This window comes from Paenibacillus sp. NMA1017 (genome assembly GCF_058895805.1).
Map to the genome: position 1 here is coordinate 246,931 of NZ_JBZXYR010000003.1, position 15,521 is coordinate 262,451.

At 47.3% G+C, this 15,521-nt stretch carries 11 protein-coding genes; 6 read left to right on the plus strand and 5 right to left on the minus strand.

Annotation, left to right across the window (positions count from 1 at the left end):
• Positions 1-18 precede the first annotated feature (18 nt).
• Positions 19-1,551: an MFS transporter gene (locus tag AC5ELV_RS09865; RefSeq protein ID WP_493430041.1), complete on the minus strand. Its 1,533-nt coding sequence runs from the start codon at positions 1,549-1,551 to the stop codon at positions 19-21.
• A gap of 112 nt (positions 1,552-1,663) precedes the next feature.
• Positions 1,664-3,016, minus strand: coding sequence for a right-handed parallel beta-helix repeat-containing protein (locus AC5ELV_RS09870; RefSeq protein WP_493430042.1), 1,353 nt, complete (start codon positions 3,014-3,016; stop codon positions 1,664-1,666).
• Between the two features lie 331 nt (positions 3,017-3,347).
• Between AC5ELV_RS09870 and lepB the strand changes: the two genes are divergently transcribed.
• Positions 3,348-3,968, plus strand: a complete 621-nt coding sequence (gene lepB / locus AC5ELV_RS09875) for a signal peptidase I (protein ID WP_493430043.1) — start codon at positions 3,348-3,350, stop codon at positions 3,966-3,968.
• A gap of 62 nt (positions 3,969-4,030) precedes the next feature.
• Here lepB and AC5ELV_RS09880 read toward each other — a convergent pair whose 3' ends face one another.
• Complete coding sequence (locus tag AC5ELV_RS09880; RefSeq protein ID WP_493430044.1) at positions 4,031-5,233, minus strand: GTP-binding protein; 1,203 nt, start codon at positions 5,231-5,233, stop codon at positions 4,031-4,033.
• 325 nt (positions 5,234-5,558) lie between these two features.
• On the opposite strand from AC5ELV_RS09880, the gene AC5ELV_RS09885 reads away from it, so the two are divergent.
• Positions 5,559-7,247, plus strand: a complete 1,689-nt coding sequence (locus tag AC5ELV_RS09885; RefSeq protein WP_493430045.1) for a methyl-accepting chemotaxis protein — start codon at positions 5,559-5,561, stop codon at positions 7,245-7,247.
• Between the two features lie 101 nt (positions 7,248-7,348).
• Here the strand turns inward: AC5ELV_RS09885 and AC5ELV_RS09890 are convergent, their stop codons facing one another.
• Together AC5ELV_RS09890 and AC5ELV_RS09895 are read right to left on the minus strand one after the other, a co-directional pair.
• Positions 7,349-8,179, minus strand: coding sequence for a carbohydrate ABC transporter permease (locus tag AC5ELV_RS09890; RefSeq protein ID WP_013312583.1), 831 nt, complete (start codon positions 8,177-8,179; stop codon positions 7,349-7,351).
• On the minus strand, positions 8,179-9,075 hold the full coding sequence (locus tag AC5ELV_RS09895; RefSeq protein ID WP_134904268.1) for a carbohydrate ABC transporter permease: 897 nt from the start codon (positions 9,073-9,075) through the stop codon (positions 8,179-8,181). The genes AC5ELV_RS09890 and AC5ELV_RS09895 overlap by 1 nt, the downstream gene beginning before the upstream one ends.
• A gap of 122 nt (positions 9,076-9,197) precedes the next feature.
• On the opposite strand from AC5ELV_RS09895, the gene AC5ELV_RS09900 reads away from it, so the two are divergent.
• The 4 genes from AC5ELV_RS09900 to AC5ELV_RS09915 all read left to right on the plus strand — a co-directional run bounded on the left by AC5ELV_RS09900 (position 9,198) and on the right by AC5ELV_RS09915 (position 15,453).
• Positions 9,198-11,057 (plus strand): cache domain-containing sensor histidine kinase, encoded by a 1,860-nt coding sequence (locus AC5ELV_RS09900; RefSeq protein WP_493430046.1) that lies wholly within the window; start codon positions 9,198-9,200, stop codon positions 11,055-11,057.
• Entirely contained in the window at positions 11,050-12,696 is a 1,647-nt protein-coding gene (locus tag AC5ELV_RS09905) for a response regulator (RefSeq protein ID WP_493430047.1), read from the plus strand. Before AC5ELV_RS09900 ends, AC5ELV_RS09905 begins: the two co-directional genes overlap by 8 nt.
• A gap of 106 nt (positions 12,697-12,802) precedes the next feature.
• Positions 12,803-14,107, plus strand: a complete 1,305-nt coding sequence (locus AC5ELV_RS09910; RefSeq protein WP_493430048.1) for an ABC transporter substrate-binding protein — start codon at positions 12,803-12,805, stop codon at positions 14,105-14,107.
• Between the two features lie 317 nt (positions 14,108-14,424).
• Complete coding sequence (locus AC5ELV_RS09915) at positions 14,425-15,453, plus strand: NADH:flavin oxidoreductase/NADH oxidase (RefSeq protein ID WP_493430049.1); 1,029 nt, start codon at positions 14,425-14,427, stop codon at positions 15,451-15,453.
• Positions 15,454-15,521 lie beyond the last annotated feature (68 nt).

A 15,521-nucleotide genomic window follows, 5' to 3' on the forward strand; every position in this document is an offset into this window, starting at 1 on the left:
CTGTAATTGTTATTGTTGTTACATAGACGGAGTATGTGTCTTAGGGTCAACGGGTTTGTTCTTGAAGCCCACGTTATTGTTGCCCCAGCACCGATCGTAATGGAAACCTGTCAGTTCCTCGAATACCTTCCGGGCTTCCGGTTTGGCTGATTTCATGGAGCCACCGTTTTTGAGGCGGTCAATTTCGGCGATTAGCTTCTTGTGGCTGTCAATATCCAGCTTCATCACGACAGAAGCAATCATACCGATGATCGCGAGAACGATAGTACCAACCACGAGTACATAAAAGATGGCGTGCTGAGCAGCGACTGGCTGACTATCAGCCCCGGATACAAAGCCAAAATGCTGTAACACCCAGCCGAGAATGAAGACGACAACGGCCCGCACCATTTTTCCAGCAAAAGTCATCATACCTGCATAAATACCTTCCCGGCGACGGCCGGTCAACGCTTCATCCACATCGGCAAGGAACGTATACTGATTCCAAGGGATGTAGTAGACGCCACCAGTACCAAGCCCCATGAACAGGGTGATGACATATAGCCATACCATCGTATTAGAGGCTCCCGTCATATAGAGCAAGCCATAACCTGCTACGCTAAAGCAAACGACAACGAGGGCGGCAATGAAAGGCATACGAAACCCTTTTCGCACACAGAATTGGATGAAGAAATAGGTAGAAATCAATTGAATGACAGAGTTAAAGCTGTTCAAATTGGATACCATCTCCGAGCTTTGAAACAAGGAGAAGACAATAAAGTACGTAAAAGCAGAAGTAAACAGCCACTCAGCTGAAAAGCCGCCCAGGTACATCCCGAGATGATGTCGGAACGTCTTGACTCGGAAGGTAGAGGAAATATCGACAAACAACTTTTTCATCGAATCGATAAAGGAAAGCGGAGCTTCACCTTCCAGTTCCTTTTGCAGTTCCTCACTTGGACGTTCCCAGGAGTTTTTGTACAAGAATGCCATCGCAATCAGCAGAATTGCTGCAAAAACGAGACCGGTATAAAAGAAAGGCAATGGAGAGTCTTTGCCATACTCAGCAATAAAGCGACCAGGGATAAAAGCGGCGGCAAAATTGGCAATTTTGCCAAACATGGCCTTCCATCCAGTTAATCTGGAGCGTGCGCCGAAGTCGCGGGTCATCTCTGACGCTAGTGCTTCATACGGCACCATGACAGAGGTATATACCAGTTCAAACAGCACGTACGTACTCAGGTAATACCAGAAGCCCAACCCATCTACCCAAAGCATCGGATACACGAGCATCAGCGGGATACCCATCATGATGAAAAAGCGTCGTCTGCCGAATTTACGGCCCAAGCGGGTCCGGTGAAAGTTATCGCTGATAAAGCCCATGACCGGATTGCTGACTGCATCTATGATGCTAGCAACAGAGAAAATGGCCGCGGCCTGAACGGGAGACAGTCCGCAAAAGGTTGTATAAAAGTACATTAACCATGCACCGCTAATCGCAAGTGCGCCACTTCCCAGCATGTTACCGCTTCCATAGGCGAGTGTATGTTTCAATGTGATTCTTCGTTCCATGATCTGTTCACCTCATATTTTGTCTGGTTATGAGGACAATCACCGGTCGCTATATTATGCAAAATTGTCTGAGTTGGTAGATGGGCCAGGGCGTCCTGATTAGGCGGGGCTCTTAACGTGCCCCTATATTTTTTCCGCTCGGAGTACCCGAGCCGATCAGATCGCTTCCTTTGGCCAGCTTAAGAAAGTCACCTAGCTGGATGGAACCGTCTGCACTTCGAGTGATAGAAGGCGTGAGACTAACAAAGTCGTCTGCACTGACTACCAGACCTTTGGCATTCGTCGATTTTTTGTTTTTCCACCAAACGCTAGAGTTGTCTTGATCTGTACCGCTTGTTTTGTCACTAGCGCTTCCCTCAAAGGAAAGATTGTTAATGAACACGTGATCACCTTTGTCAAAGGCAAAATTACTTTGTCCATTGTCCCACGAGGTATTATTGGTCAACGTAATGCTGCCGGGGTTGCTATTGTAAGTGAAGCCGTGTTTTTTGTTCTGGAAAGCAATACTGTTTTTCACGATATGGTTGACTTTGATTTTGTCTCCACCCAGCTTAAATCCGTTGCCGTCGCTGTTCGCGGTAGACGTTCCATCTGCGGTCTGCCCGTTGTGGTGGGCCACACTGTTCAAAATGGTTACTTCGCCGATGGGACCCGTTTCGGTTTTGCTATACAAATCCCAGCCATCGTCTACGTTGTACGCGGCCAAGCAGTTATCAAACACATTGCCTGGTCCCACAGTCAATTTGGCAGCGAAGCCATCGGCATCCTCACCATTATCGGGATCAGCGTTATCGTGAGAGTAAGAATTCAAAATCAAATTGTTCGAAGGCCACTCACTAGTGGAAGCGTTAGGGGAGTAACGTCCAAGCTGAAGTCCAGTATCCCGGTTGTGGTGAGTTTCCACGTTTTCGATTCGGTTATTGCTGCCGCCGATATAGATACCATTATCTCCAGCACCCTTGACTTCAAGGCCCTTTACCAGCCAGAAGTCTCCGTTAAGCTGAAGTCCACGATTGGCTGAACCAAAGGCTTGAGCAGAGAAATCAAGTACCGGCTTTTCACTACCGTAAGCGACCAACCCTTTGAGTGAGCCATTATTGCCGCTATTTTCACGCTGAATTGTAATCGTTGAGGAGTAAGTGTAGTTACCACCGCGCAGGTAAATGGTTTTACCAGGAGCAATTTGTGTAAGTGCTGCTTCGAGCGTAGTAGGACTGGATTTTGTACCCGGATTGGACACGTTACCATTTGGCGCCACATACAAATCTCCTGCCGCTAAAGTTGTGGAGGCAGTGGTTGCGTCGGTTGTACTGACTGCCTCTTCTGTGAGTGCGGAAGAAGGGATGTCGTTGGATAACGTATCTGCGTAAGCGGTTCCAATAAGGCAAGAAGAAGCAAAAACAAAAGAAACACCGAGTCTTAGAGCGTTAAATCCGGTTTTTGGACGATCATTTCGTTTAAACATGTAATTTCCTCCTTATTTGAGCTCATATTTTAAAAGAAGATAGCATCTATAAAAGTGACTCATGCTGTCTTTCCACTAAAAACAGGACACCTCCTGGGGGGACAGATTGATCTACCATTAGTCCAAAACGCTCTAAGAAGTATATGCACAGTGTAATATATGTTAACGTTTGCATCAACAGTTTTTTACTGTTTTTTTGATATTGTGAAAAAAAGTTCACACTTTTGTTTCAACTAAAAATGCAATTTTGCCAGACTGGGAAAATTTGATTATACTTAAACATTATACATATAATAGGAATGAAAACTGTGAGAAAGGGTGGATTTAGTGCATGGGGAGTGGAAATCATTTGACGGATTCAACTGTCGAACAATTGCAGGAAAAGCAGCCACGAGTGAAAAATGAGATGATCGATTGGCTTAAGGCCATTATTGTAGCCATTGTGCTCGTGTTCATTATACGTTGGCTATTATTTGCGCCATTTATTGTTGAGGGAGCGTCCATGGAACCGAATTTCAAGACAGATGAACGAGTGGTCGTGAACAAGGTGATTTACGATTTTCGTGATCCCAAGCCGAGTGAGGTTGTTGTATTCCATGTGAGAAAGGAACAAAAAGACTTTATTAAGCGTGTTATTGGAGTGGCTGGAGATACGATTCAGTATCAAGGAGATCATCTTTATGTGAACGGTAAGAAAGTAGAGGAGTCATACATTCAGGGAGCTATTCAGGATGCGCACGCCAAGGGAGAACTATATAACAATGTTGATTTTCCAAATGGGACCATAACCGATTCCAAGGTACCTGAGGGTTATATTTTTGTGATGGGCGACCACCGCAATAATAGTAGGGATAGTCGTGCTATTGGCTTTGTCTCTATTAAAGATATTGTTGGCCGTGCGGATGTGATTTTTTGGCCGGTGGATAGCGCGCAATGGGTTAAGCAGAAATAATATAAGAGCGCCTAAGAAGAGGGGGATTCCTCACTTAAGGCGCTTTTTAGTTTATAATCTCATTATATTTTTTTCGTAAACGGGTCCGGCAGCTTGCGCCAATCCTGCTCCATTTCTTCAGGGGTCAGCAGTGTCTCATCCAGGGTGCGCTCGATTTCTTCCCGGTTCATATCGATACCAATAAATACGAGTTTGGTAACTCGGTCACCATACTTTTCGTCCCAGTCAGGTGTTTTTTCGAAATCTTCACCGAGATAGTATTGGCGTTCTTCCTCAGTCAAAGCAGATACCCACAGTCCTGCGCGTGCGAATTGTTTGGAGCTACCCGCCTGACTGAATGTAAAAGCAGTGCGGTTCTGCGTGGCGAGCCACACCAATCCCTTGGAACGTACAACCTCAGCAGGCCATTGAGCCAGCCATTTCAACAAACGTTCGGGATGAAATGGGATTTTGCGCTTGTACACAAACGAAGCAATGCCATATTCTTCTGTCTCCGGTACGTGCTCTTCTTTGTTCATTTCCTGTATCCAGCCTGCCGCCTGACTAGCTGTTTCAAAATCGAAGCGATGCGTGTTCAAAATCTCTTTTGGGTCCACTTTACCGTACTCGGAACGGATGATTTTGGCGTTTGGTTGAATGCCTCGTAACGCTTTTTCCAGTCGTTCCAGTTCCTCTTGTGGTACCAGATCGCATTTGTTAATGATCAGCACATCACAAAATTCCACCTGCTCTATGAGCAGATCAACGATGCCGCGTGCATCCTCCTCTGCCACTTCCTGTCCGCGATCCTTGAGGGAGTCCCTGGAGTAGAAGTCCTTCCAAAATTCCGGTGCATTCACGACGGTAACCATAGTATCCAGTCGGGTCAGCTTGGTCAAATCAATTCCATTTTCCTCATCTACATAACTGAAGGTCTGGGCTACCGGAATAGGCTCACCTATACCCGTGGACTCGATCAGAATATAGTCAAACCTTTTGTCGAGTGCCAGTCGTTCTACCTCTTTCAATAAATCTTCCCGCAAGGTGCAGCAGATGCACCCGTTGGACATTTCCACCAGCTTCTCATCTACACGAGATAATCCTCCACCGTCACGAACGAGATCAGCATCAATGTTTACTTCACTCATATCATTGACAATGACAGCTACCCGCAAGCCTTCCCGGTTGTTCAGTACATGGTTCAGCAGGGTGGTTTTGCCAGAGCCGAGGTACCCGCTTAGTACCGTGACCGGTATTTTCTTTTCCAATTCCATAGCGTTTGCCAACGTAATCACTCTTCCCTTCAAAAGTATCATGAAATGTCGAATGTGCTGTAGTGGTTATCATGCGAGATAGGAAAGCAGAGGTGCTTTCTTTTTTTTATTAATCGTAATAATTACGAATAGTAAAATTAGTAAATCATTATTAAGAGGAATTGTCAAGGAAGGTAAGATCACCTGATAAGAACTGTATTAATTTTCAAATCGATAAATAATTAAAATTTTAGGTAATTTGTACGATAAAATAAGTATCCATGATGGAACAGATTCAGCTTAGATTGTATAGAGTTGTGGCGGCATGGCGTCAGATTAGAGAGGACGTATCCAATACATGCGGACAATAGGGATAGGCACTAAAATTAGTGGTATGGTGATCGGCATTTTGGTTGTGTTGTCTGTCGTAATTGCTTATGTGGTTACTAGCCGAATGCAGGAGGGTGTTGAGGCTTTTGCTACCGAAAAGGCTAAAAATGACTTGAATATGGCAACCCGCCTACTGGACTACAAATATAGCGGGGCATGGCAGATCAAGGACGGGCAATTATATAAGGGGAGCCAACGGATTAACAATAATGAGGAAATCGTCGATGAAATTGGTGGGGCAACAGGCGATACGGTGACTTTCTTTCAAGGGGAGCAACGGGTAGCGACGAATGTCATGCTGGAGGGCAAACGCGCTGTAGGCACGAAAGTATCGGAGAAGGTGGCTACCGTTGTCTTAAAGCAGGGTCAGCCCTATTATGGTCAAGCGGTGGTAGTTGGTAAAACGTATCAAGCTGCGTACACACCCATTCGCAGTGCGGACAGTGCTGTGATTGGCATTCTGTATGTAGGTGCATCGCAATCGATCATTGACGGGATCATTAGCGGGTTTATCCGCCAGTTTATGATTGTGATCGCCATTGCCATTGCGATATCGCTTACCGTGATTCTCTGGTACATGAGCAGGGTAAACCGCAGGCTGGGCCGTGTAGGCCAAGCGCTCGCCAAGGCAGGTCAGGGGGATTTCACTTCTGTCCTGTATGATCGAAGCAAAGATGAGCTCGGACGGCTGAGTACCCACTATAATGAAATGCGAGCAAATTTGAGCATTTTGATTTCCGAGGGCATGCATGCTTGTGGAGCGGTATCCGATTCAACGGGGCGGCTTGCCGTCATTGCTGAAGCATCGACCAGGCAGGCCAATAGCATTGCAGACACCATACGGCAGGTTGCAGATGGAGCCGAAGCGCAGACCCGAAGCGTGTTGGAAAATCAGACGGCGATGGAAGAGATGGCTCAGGGCATCCAGAATGTCGCGGAAAATGCCTCTGAGATTGCGGAAGCTGCTATCTACTCCAAGCAGCAGGCGGAGGCAGGAGCGGAAACCGCGCGCCTCACGGTGGAACAGATGGGGGAGCTGCATTCGTCCATCCAGCATACGGATGCTCTGATTCAAGCGCTGCACCGTCAATCGGGTGAAATTACCGGAATCATGCAGGTTATTCAGGGAATATCTGAACAGACGGGACTGCTGGCACTGAATGCTTCTATTGAAGCTGCTCGCGCAGGTGAGCAGGGACGAGGATTCGAAGTTGTAGCATCCGAGGTACGGAAGCTAGCAGATCAATCGGGAATAGCCTCCCGTCAAGTGGCGCAGCTCATCCAAAACATTGATGGAGATGTACAGCGCTCGGCGGAAGCGATTGGACATGTGGTAGCGCATGTGGACAGCGGGCTGCGGATGATGAACGAGACACATGACAGCTTCGAACATATCGTCGAAAGAAGCACTCATATTGCAGAACGGATCGAAAGCATGGCAGCGACTGCAGAACAAATGTCTGCAGGTGTGCAGGAAGTTACCGCTTCCGCTACTGAAATTATTGTCATCGCCCGCAGGACGAGTGTCGGATCACAGGAAGTGTCGGTGGCAGCTTCCGACCAGATGGAGGAAATTAACCGTCTGAATACCTGCTCTGCTGATCTACAGCTTGCTATGGATCAGATGCAGAAAGCGCTAGGCCAGTTTAAGGCTTAATGAATACTGTACAGAAGCCCATGATGGATATCACGAAGAAAGAGGACTTGCGCGAACAACACGCAAGTCCTCTTTTTTGCATCTGGCCTCGAATCCTTGTCTTAGCCTTTGACAGCTCCAGCGACGACGCCTTTGACAATGTATTTTTGCAGAAAAATAAATACGATAATCGAAGGCAGCACAGCCATTACCATCGCGGTCATAGCATATTGCCAGTCTGACGTATACTGTCCGACGAAGGTGTAGGCGGCCAGCGTCAGCGTCTTGGTGCTGGGTGAGCCATTAACCATGAGAAGCGGAAGCAGAAAATCGTTCCAAATCCACATCACGTCGATAATGACAATGGTGGCGGTGACTGATTTCAGCAAGGGAAAAATTACGGAAAAGAAAAGCCGGAAGCCCGAGGCCCCATCGATCTTGGCGCTTTCGTCGATCTCAGCCGGAATACCTTTCACGAAGCCGTGATAGATAAACACTGCCAGTGGTGCGCCGAAGCCCCAATACAGCAAGCCAAGTCCCCAAGTGCTGTCTGCCAGATTTAAGTCTTTCGCCAGTCGCAAGACCGTGAGCATGATGGACTGAAATGGGATCAGCATCGGCATAATGCACAGCATGTAAATCACGGAGCTCCATTTGCTTTTGGTTCTTGCCAGCTTGTAGGCCGCGATGGAGGATATCAGCACGATACCTGCCAGGCCGACGACGGTAATAATGGTGTTATTCAGAAATAGGCGTGGATAGTCAATGAATTTCCATACATATACGTAGTTATCCAGCGAAAGCTGCTTGGGCAGTGCAATGACGTCGGTCATGACCTCAGCGAAGCTTTTGAACGAATTGTTAATGGCGAGAAACAGCGGGTACAAAAATAACAGTGATAATACAATCATGCCCGCTTCTAGCAAAATACGTCCCGTACGGCTGCGTTGCATCAGGCTTCAACCTCCCTGCGTTTGAAAATAGACAATTGAATAATCGTAATGATCAGGACTGCAACGAATAAAATCAATGCTTTGGCTGTTCCGTAGCCATACAGATTGTTCTGGAACGTGTCCCGGTAGATATCATACGCAATGCTGTATGTTGTACCTCCCGGCCCACCGCCGGTCAGAGATAAAATGACGTCAAACACTTTGATTGAGTTGGTCAGTGCCATGAAGACTGAGATCGTAATGGAAGGTGCGAGCATCGGTAGAATAATACTGAAAAATCTCCGAATCGGCCCCGCGCCATCGACAATGGCAGCTTCTTTTAGATCCTCTGGCACAGATTGCAAACCTGCAATATAAATGACCATGTAAAAGCCAATGGATTGCCAGATGGATACTGCCAAAATGGAAATAAACGCGAGCCCTTCCTCACCCAGCCAACTGAGCTGGAAGATGCCCCAGCCTGTACTGTGTCCCAATGACTCAAAGCCTTGCATGAAGATGAATTTCCATATAAAGCCAACAATCACGAGACTGAGGATATAAGGGATAAAGAAAGCCGCCCGCAGCCAAGCCGAGCTTTTCAGCTTCATGTCGAGAACGAGCGCCAGCAAAATGGCCAGCACATTCACCAATACAATGTACAGAATGGCATACTTGACGGTAAACCAGGCTGCATGTGCAAAATTGGCGTCCCCAAGCAGGATTTGCTTGAAGTTATCCAGACCTACAAATTTCGGATGTTTGGATATGCCGTTCCACTTGGTCAGGGAATAGCGTATCGTCATCAAAAACGGAATATAAAATGCAATCGTAATGCACAAGATTACGGGCAGTGTGAATAAACCGAATTCCAGTTTACTGCCCTTGTCGCCCCAGGTTCCCCTTTTTTTCAGCATAACGCACCTCTTTTTCTCAGCATTTTCCGGTCTTTCGCTCCAAGCTGTTTAAGATATAATGAAAGTATAGGATAGCCCCTAGGGCCGGACCAATGGATTTAAGAAAACAGTTGAGGGTAAAAATGTGTACGCTTTCAAAAGGGGCGGTTATCATGATGTCAGAGCGTGTAGGAACGATTCTTTGCTCCATGTGGAGGAGGATCACGCAAAAATTAGTGAACAAGCTCATTCTTCTTTTTACCTCGGTAATTATTCTGGTGGTGGGCTCACTCACGATTATTTCCTATCAGATGATTGAAAAGGAGTCTGTTAACCATAGCATCGCCAGCACGACCAATAATCTGCTGCTGGTCAATCAGAATTTGGAGGATTACTTGGAGGGAATGCAGCAGTTGGCTCTTCCGCAGCTTCGTTATAACGATATCATGAACGCCATTGCCAATGAGAACCGGGACTATGCTTCGAGAATGGTCATTGAGAATTACTTGCGCAGCATGTTTTATTCGCGTAATGATCTGGAAGCGATCTATCTGTACGTGGCGGACCGACATCAATACTATGTGGTTACCAGGGAGACGTACAACATTACAGTGCGCAAAGGAATAAACACGGATATTCCCAAGCTTCCTTGGTATAAAGAGGCGATGGCTAGTACCACGAACGAATCATTTCAATCCTTTGTAGGGTCCCGCTCTGATATGGGGTATGTGGCGCCACAAGCCAGCTTTATGGCATACCATCGAGTGCTGAGGTCGATTGCATCCCGTCACCCACAGGCGGTGCTGTCCTTTTATTACAACACGAGCGCCGTGGATGAAATCATGCAGAACATTCCACTGGGCAAAGGGGATCAATTGATGCTCATGAGCCCTGAAGGGGTCCCCTTTTATGTGAACAGCTTTCCGCTATATGAGCGGATGCGTGATTCCGGAGTGTTGACACAGATCGGCAAGGGAGGAAGCGGGCGAGTAACGTGGTCTGATAGCAGTGGCAATCAGGAGTATTTGGTCGTCTATGATACTGGCGAAAAGGATGGGTGGCAGCTCATTAAGCCCATCCCATACCGCCAGATTTATGAAGCAGCTACGACAACACGGAATTGGAGCTATGCCATCGGAGCTTTATTTTTAGGTGTGTCTATTATATTAGTGACACTGACCTCGAACGCCATTACCCGACCTTTACATAAGCTGTCCACCCAGATGAAGCGGTTTAGCACCGGGGATTTTGGAGCAACAGCTCCTGTGAAGGGACATGACGAGATTGCGTATTTGTCGCTGCATTTTAACGAAATGGTCCAAAGAACCGAAGAACTTATTAATGAGCGCTATCGCATGAAGCTGGTCGAAAAGAACGCCATACTCAAGGCGTTGGAGGCTGAAATTAATCCTCATTTTCTGTACAATGCCCTGCAAGCCATATCCACACAGGCATTAAAGCGGGAGATGTTCGACATGGCGGATATGGTGGATGCGTTGGCCCAAACGTTGCGGTATTCCATCAACGGCAAGGATATCGTAGTTGCCCGCGAAGAGCTCAAGCACATTGAACGGTATATAGGTCTGCAAAAAGCAAGGTTCGGAGCGAGACTGCGGGTCGAAGTGGTATGGGAAGAAACGCTGATGGAGCTGCCGATTCCGAGATTATCTGTGCAGACGTTGGTGGAAAACGCTATCAAGCATGCGTTGGAAAAAGTATCAAGCGATATTCTGATCGTCATTTCAGCCGAATCGAGTTCTACAAATGCCACAATTGCAGTCAGGGACAACGGACCTGGGATTTCAGAGGACAAGCTGAAAATGGTGCTGGATTCATTCCATGAAAAATGGGAAGAACGGGAGAGCGAGCATATTGGTTTGAAAAATCTCAACACACGGTTGAAGCTTTTGTATGGAGATCAGGCAGGATTATTCATACTTACGGATGAAACGGGAACGGAAATGAGAATGCAAATTCCCCGGGGAGGAAGTAGTCATGTATAACGTATTGATTATTGACGATGAAGAACCGTTACGAGAAGCCATTCGTATTGTTGGAGACTGGGATCGTCTGGGCATCGAACATATTTATGAGGCGACGAATGGAAGGTTGGGGATGGAACTGCTCGGTCAGCACCATATCGATGTGGTGATGGTGGATATGAAAATGCCGGAGATGAACGGCATTGAATTTCTTCGTGTTATCGAAAAGGCATATCCCCATCTGCTGACCATTGTCATTAGTGGCTACAACGACTTTGAATTTACGCGACAAGCGATTCAATCACGGGTAGTAGATTATTTGCTCAAGCCTATCAACCGCCAGGATCTGAATCAGGCACTGCGCAAGGCGGTGGACATTCTGGAAAGCCGAAAGCAGAGCAAAGACGAGTTCATAAATCGGAGCATTACGCTGAATATGTCACTGCCGAAGCTGAAAGAGAAGCTATATTTGTCCATTTTGGACGGTAGCTTTAAAAGGCAGGCCGATACGGCGTTGCTCCCATTGATCGGAGCGGATCAGCCGGGGAATCGCTTTGGTGTGATCGTGCTGCGGCTGCTGAACAGGGATGAAATTCGCAGGTCACGTTTCCATGGCGATGCCGATCTGATGGATTTTGCCGTAACCAATGTGTTAGCTCAGACCTCAGATGAACGGTTGAGTTGTTTTAGCTTCTCCCATCCGCGACGGGAGCGTGAGGTCGTTTCGATCTGTACCCTGGCCTCAGGACAAGAAGAACATATGGCCTTACTATTGGCACAAGTGACACAGAAGGCGGTGGCGAACCTGCATGGGCTGTTCAGCATAGTGGTAGCTGCCGGATTGGGTAGGCTCTGTACAGATGTATTGGAGCTGGCGTCTGCTTATATGGATGCCAAGACGCTCATTCACAGCACGGATGTGTTGAGGCTGGAAGGGAAATCCATTCTTCATACAGTGCCCCGGCAAATAGGTACGTCAGAGGAAATACCATGGACGGAGCGGCTGTTGTCGATCCAAAAGGATGCTCAGACAGGTCAGGCGAACCGGGCAAAGGTACTGCTGGGCGATCTGCTGAAACAATTGGCATCAGGCCCTATTTTCCGTTTGCAGGATGCGGATCGAATGATGAAGGAGTTCCATTTTTTACTGAGAGAAGCTGCGATTGAGTTGGGTGCGTCTACGTCAGCGTTGAATCAAGATGAAGCTTTGGAAGAACCGGAGCACGTGGGGGAAAGCGACTTGTCTGCTGATTTTACGAGTTTTGCCCACTATGGTCGGAGATTGAATCGAATGCTGGAGCTTTACATTGCTGGGGTCCAACATGCTCAAGCGGGAAACCAGCCCTTTGACATAACGGACATCAAAAGGCACATCGACCGTTATTATTTTGAGGATATCAAAATTTCGTTTTTTGCCGAAACCTATTTTTTGAGTCGGGAATACTTGATGAAGCTCTTCAAGCAGCAGTTTGGATACGGTATTCACGAATATGTACAGAAGGTTAGAATGGACAAGGCGAAGGAGCTGCTGGGCGATTCTAGCCTGAAAATTCAGGAAATCTCGGATATGCTCGGCTACAAAGATAAAAATTATTTCAGTAAGGCTTTCCGTAATTATTATCAGGTGTCACCGTCTGAATATCGCGTGAGCCTGCAATAAACCACTTTTTTACCCTTAACGCTTCACTAATCTGCCTTTTTAAATTGGAGTATATTTTTTAGAATGAGCGCATGGACGTTGATCACAAACAAATGGGGGAGTATCCATGTTAAAGAAGATGATGGCGTTATCCGGCAGTTTGCTTTTGACGGTCGGTTTGTTGAGCGGATGTGGAAGCAGCGGCGGCACAGATGCATCGAAAGAAAATGCTGGCGGCAAAGAAGATTTGAAAACGGTTACAATTAATATGTTCACAGCCTCACCAGAGTATACTGATGCTTTTAACGCGTATATCGAGGAGTATAAGAAGGTCAAACCTAACGTGAAGATCAATCTGGAGATCATGCAGGCAGACTACAACACGATTCTGAAATCGAAAATAGCCTCAGGCAGTACACCGGATGTATTCCAGACGACGGCAGGAGGCGACATCGACACGTATGCGGATTATAGCGCCGATCTGACCAATGAGCCGCTGGCAGCAGCCATGACGGATGCCGTTCGAGCGAATATGAGTTCCAGTGACGGCAAAGTGCTGGGATTACCGGTGAAGGGGAACCTGTTTACGCTGATTTACAATAAGGATTTGCTTACCAAGGCTGGGGTAACCTCCCCGCCGAAGACGATTGCAGAAATGCAGGATGCGGTCACCAAGCTAGAGGCGAAGGGCATTACTCCATTTGCCAACGCATATAAAGAGTGGTGGGTATGGAAACATATCTTCCAACACTATGTAGATGCTGCCGCGCAGGATGCAGGCGTGGAACCGAAGCAGCTCGTTAGTGATTTTATCGCAGGCAAAGCAAAAATCAAGGACTACCCAGTGCTGTACAACAACTTCTTTAGCTTCATTGATTTGACGGTGAAACATGGCACAGATAAGCCGCTGGAACGGGACAGCAATGCGGAAGTAAGTGATTTTGCATCCGGAAAAGCTGCATTTATGACGGGTAAAGGTGCGTGGGATGAGGAAGCAATCAAGAAAATTAATCCTGATCTCAAGATTGGCATTATGGGGTATCCGGTGAGTGACAAAGCTGATCAATCGGTCATCATTACCGGTGCAGATCAGGCGCTGCGTATCAACAAGGATTCCGAAGTATCCAAGGAAACAATTGAATTTTTCAACTGGCTGTACACTTCGGAATACGGTAAGAACTGGTTCTCCCAGGTAGCGAAGGTGATTCCTCCAATTAAGGATGCACCGCTTCCTGATCTGGAAATGCCTAAGGAAATGGAAAGCATTTTGAAAACGTCGAAGTCCGGCGATCTGTCTGTTAACTACTCCTTGGATACATTCCATCAAAAATTTGGCGAGCTGATGCAGGCTTATATCAGCGGTAACATGAATAAGGATCAGGCGGTTGCAGAGATTGAGAAGGCATGGGTGCAATTAGGTTCAGCACAATAAAATTAGGTTCCGCAGAGGCGTCCGTAAGGGCGTCTTTTTGTGTTATAGCTAGGGGCGAGAGGGGATGGACAAAAAAATATTTAATAATATTTAAATATTTACTTGCAAAAAGTTATTGAGTTGTGGATAATAGGTTGTGTGCAATATATCTACACCATACGACATACATAATGACTGCAAGTTGCAAATGTGAGAGATCCCCCGTTTGAGGGAATCTCTTTATTCCGTTTGGACTATGCCGATTATGTTTTTAATAGACCGTGTAATTTGGAGCGTATTTTCGTTTATGTGACGAAGATGAAAAGGAGATGAACGTTTTGACGAATTCGTTGTTTACACCGTATACACTGAAAGAGTTGGAATTAAAGAATCGTGTGGTGATGCCCCCGATGTGTCAATACTCGGTGACAGCCAAGGACGGGATTCCGAATGATTGGCATCATGTTCATTACCTGAGTCGGGCTATTGGAGGTACGGGCCTGATTATTATAGAAATGACGGACGTGGAACCGGATGGACGGATTACAGATTATGATCTGGGTCTTTGGTCAGACGAGCATGTCCCAGCTTATAAGAAGCTGGTTGACGGCATTCATGCGCACGGGTCCAAGGTAGGCATCCAGATTGCTCACGCGGGCCGTAAAGCTGAGGATGCAGCTGAGCCAGTGGCTCCTTCGGCCATTGCATACCCGGATGCGAATTATAAACAGCCACGCGCGCTTACCACGGAGGAAGTCCGTGGCATGGTGCAAAAATTCGCAGACGCTGCCCGTCGGGTGGTTCAAGCGGGCGTGGATACGATTGAGCTTCACGGGGCACATGGTTACTTGATTCACCAATTCCATTCGCCAGTTACGAACAAGCGAGACGACGTGTATGGTCAGGAGCTATCCCTTTTCGGCGTTGAAGTCATTCAGGCTGTACGCAAGGAAATGCCTGCGGGTATGCCGTTAATCTTACGCATCAGCGCGGTGGAATACGTAGATGGTGGGTACGATGTGGATCATGCCATTGAGCTGAGCCGTGCATATCAGGCTGCAGGCGTAGATGTGATCCATGTTAGCTCGGGCGGAGAAGGCCCTGCTGGTGCCAGAAAACCAGGCAACTATCCGGGCTATCAAGTGCCGTTCGCACGCCAAATTCGCGAGGCACTGAACATCCCGGTGATTGCTGTCGGCTCGTTGGATGACGCAGCCTTGGCGCAGTCTGTTATCGGCAACGAGGATGCCGATCTGGTCGCTGTGGGACGCGGATTGCTGCGCGATCCATATTGGGCGATTCATGCAGCAGTGACGCTGCGCGGCGAGAAGCCTTCCATACCTGAACAATATCAACGTGGCTACTGAGGCCTAAGTAATCCCACGTTGTTTATATATAAACAAGGCACCTGCAACGAAGTGTATGCTTCGTCAGG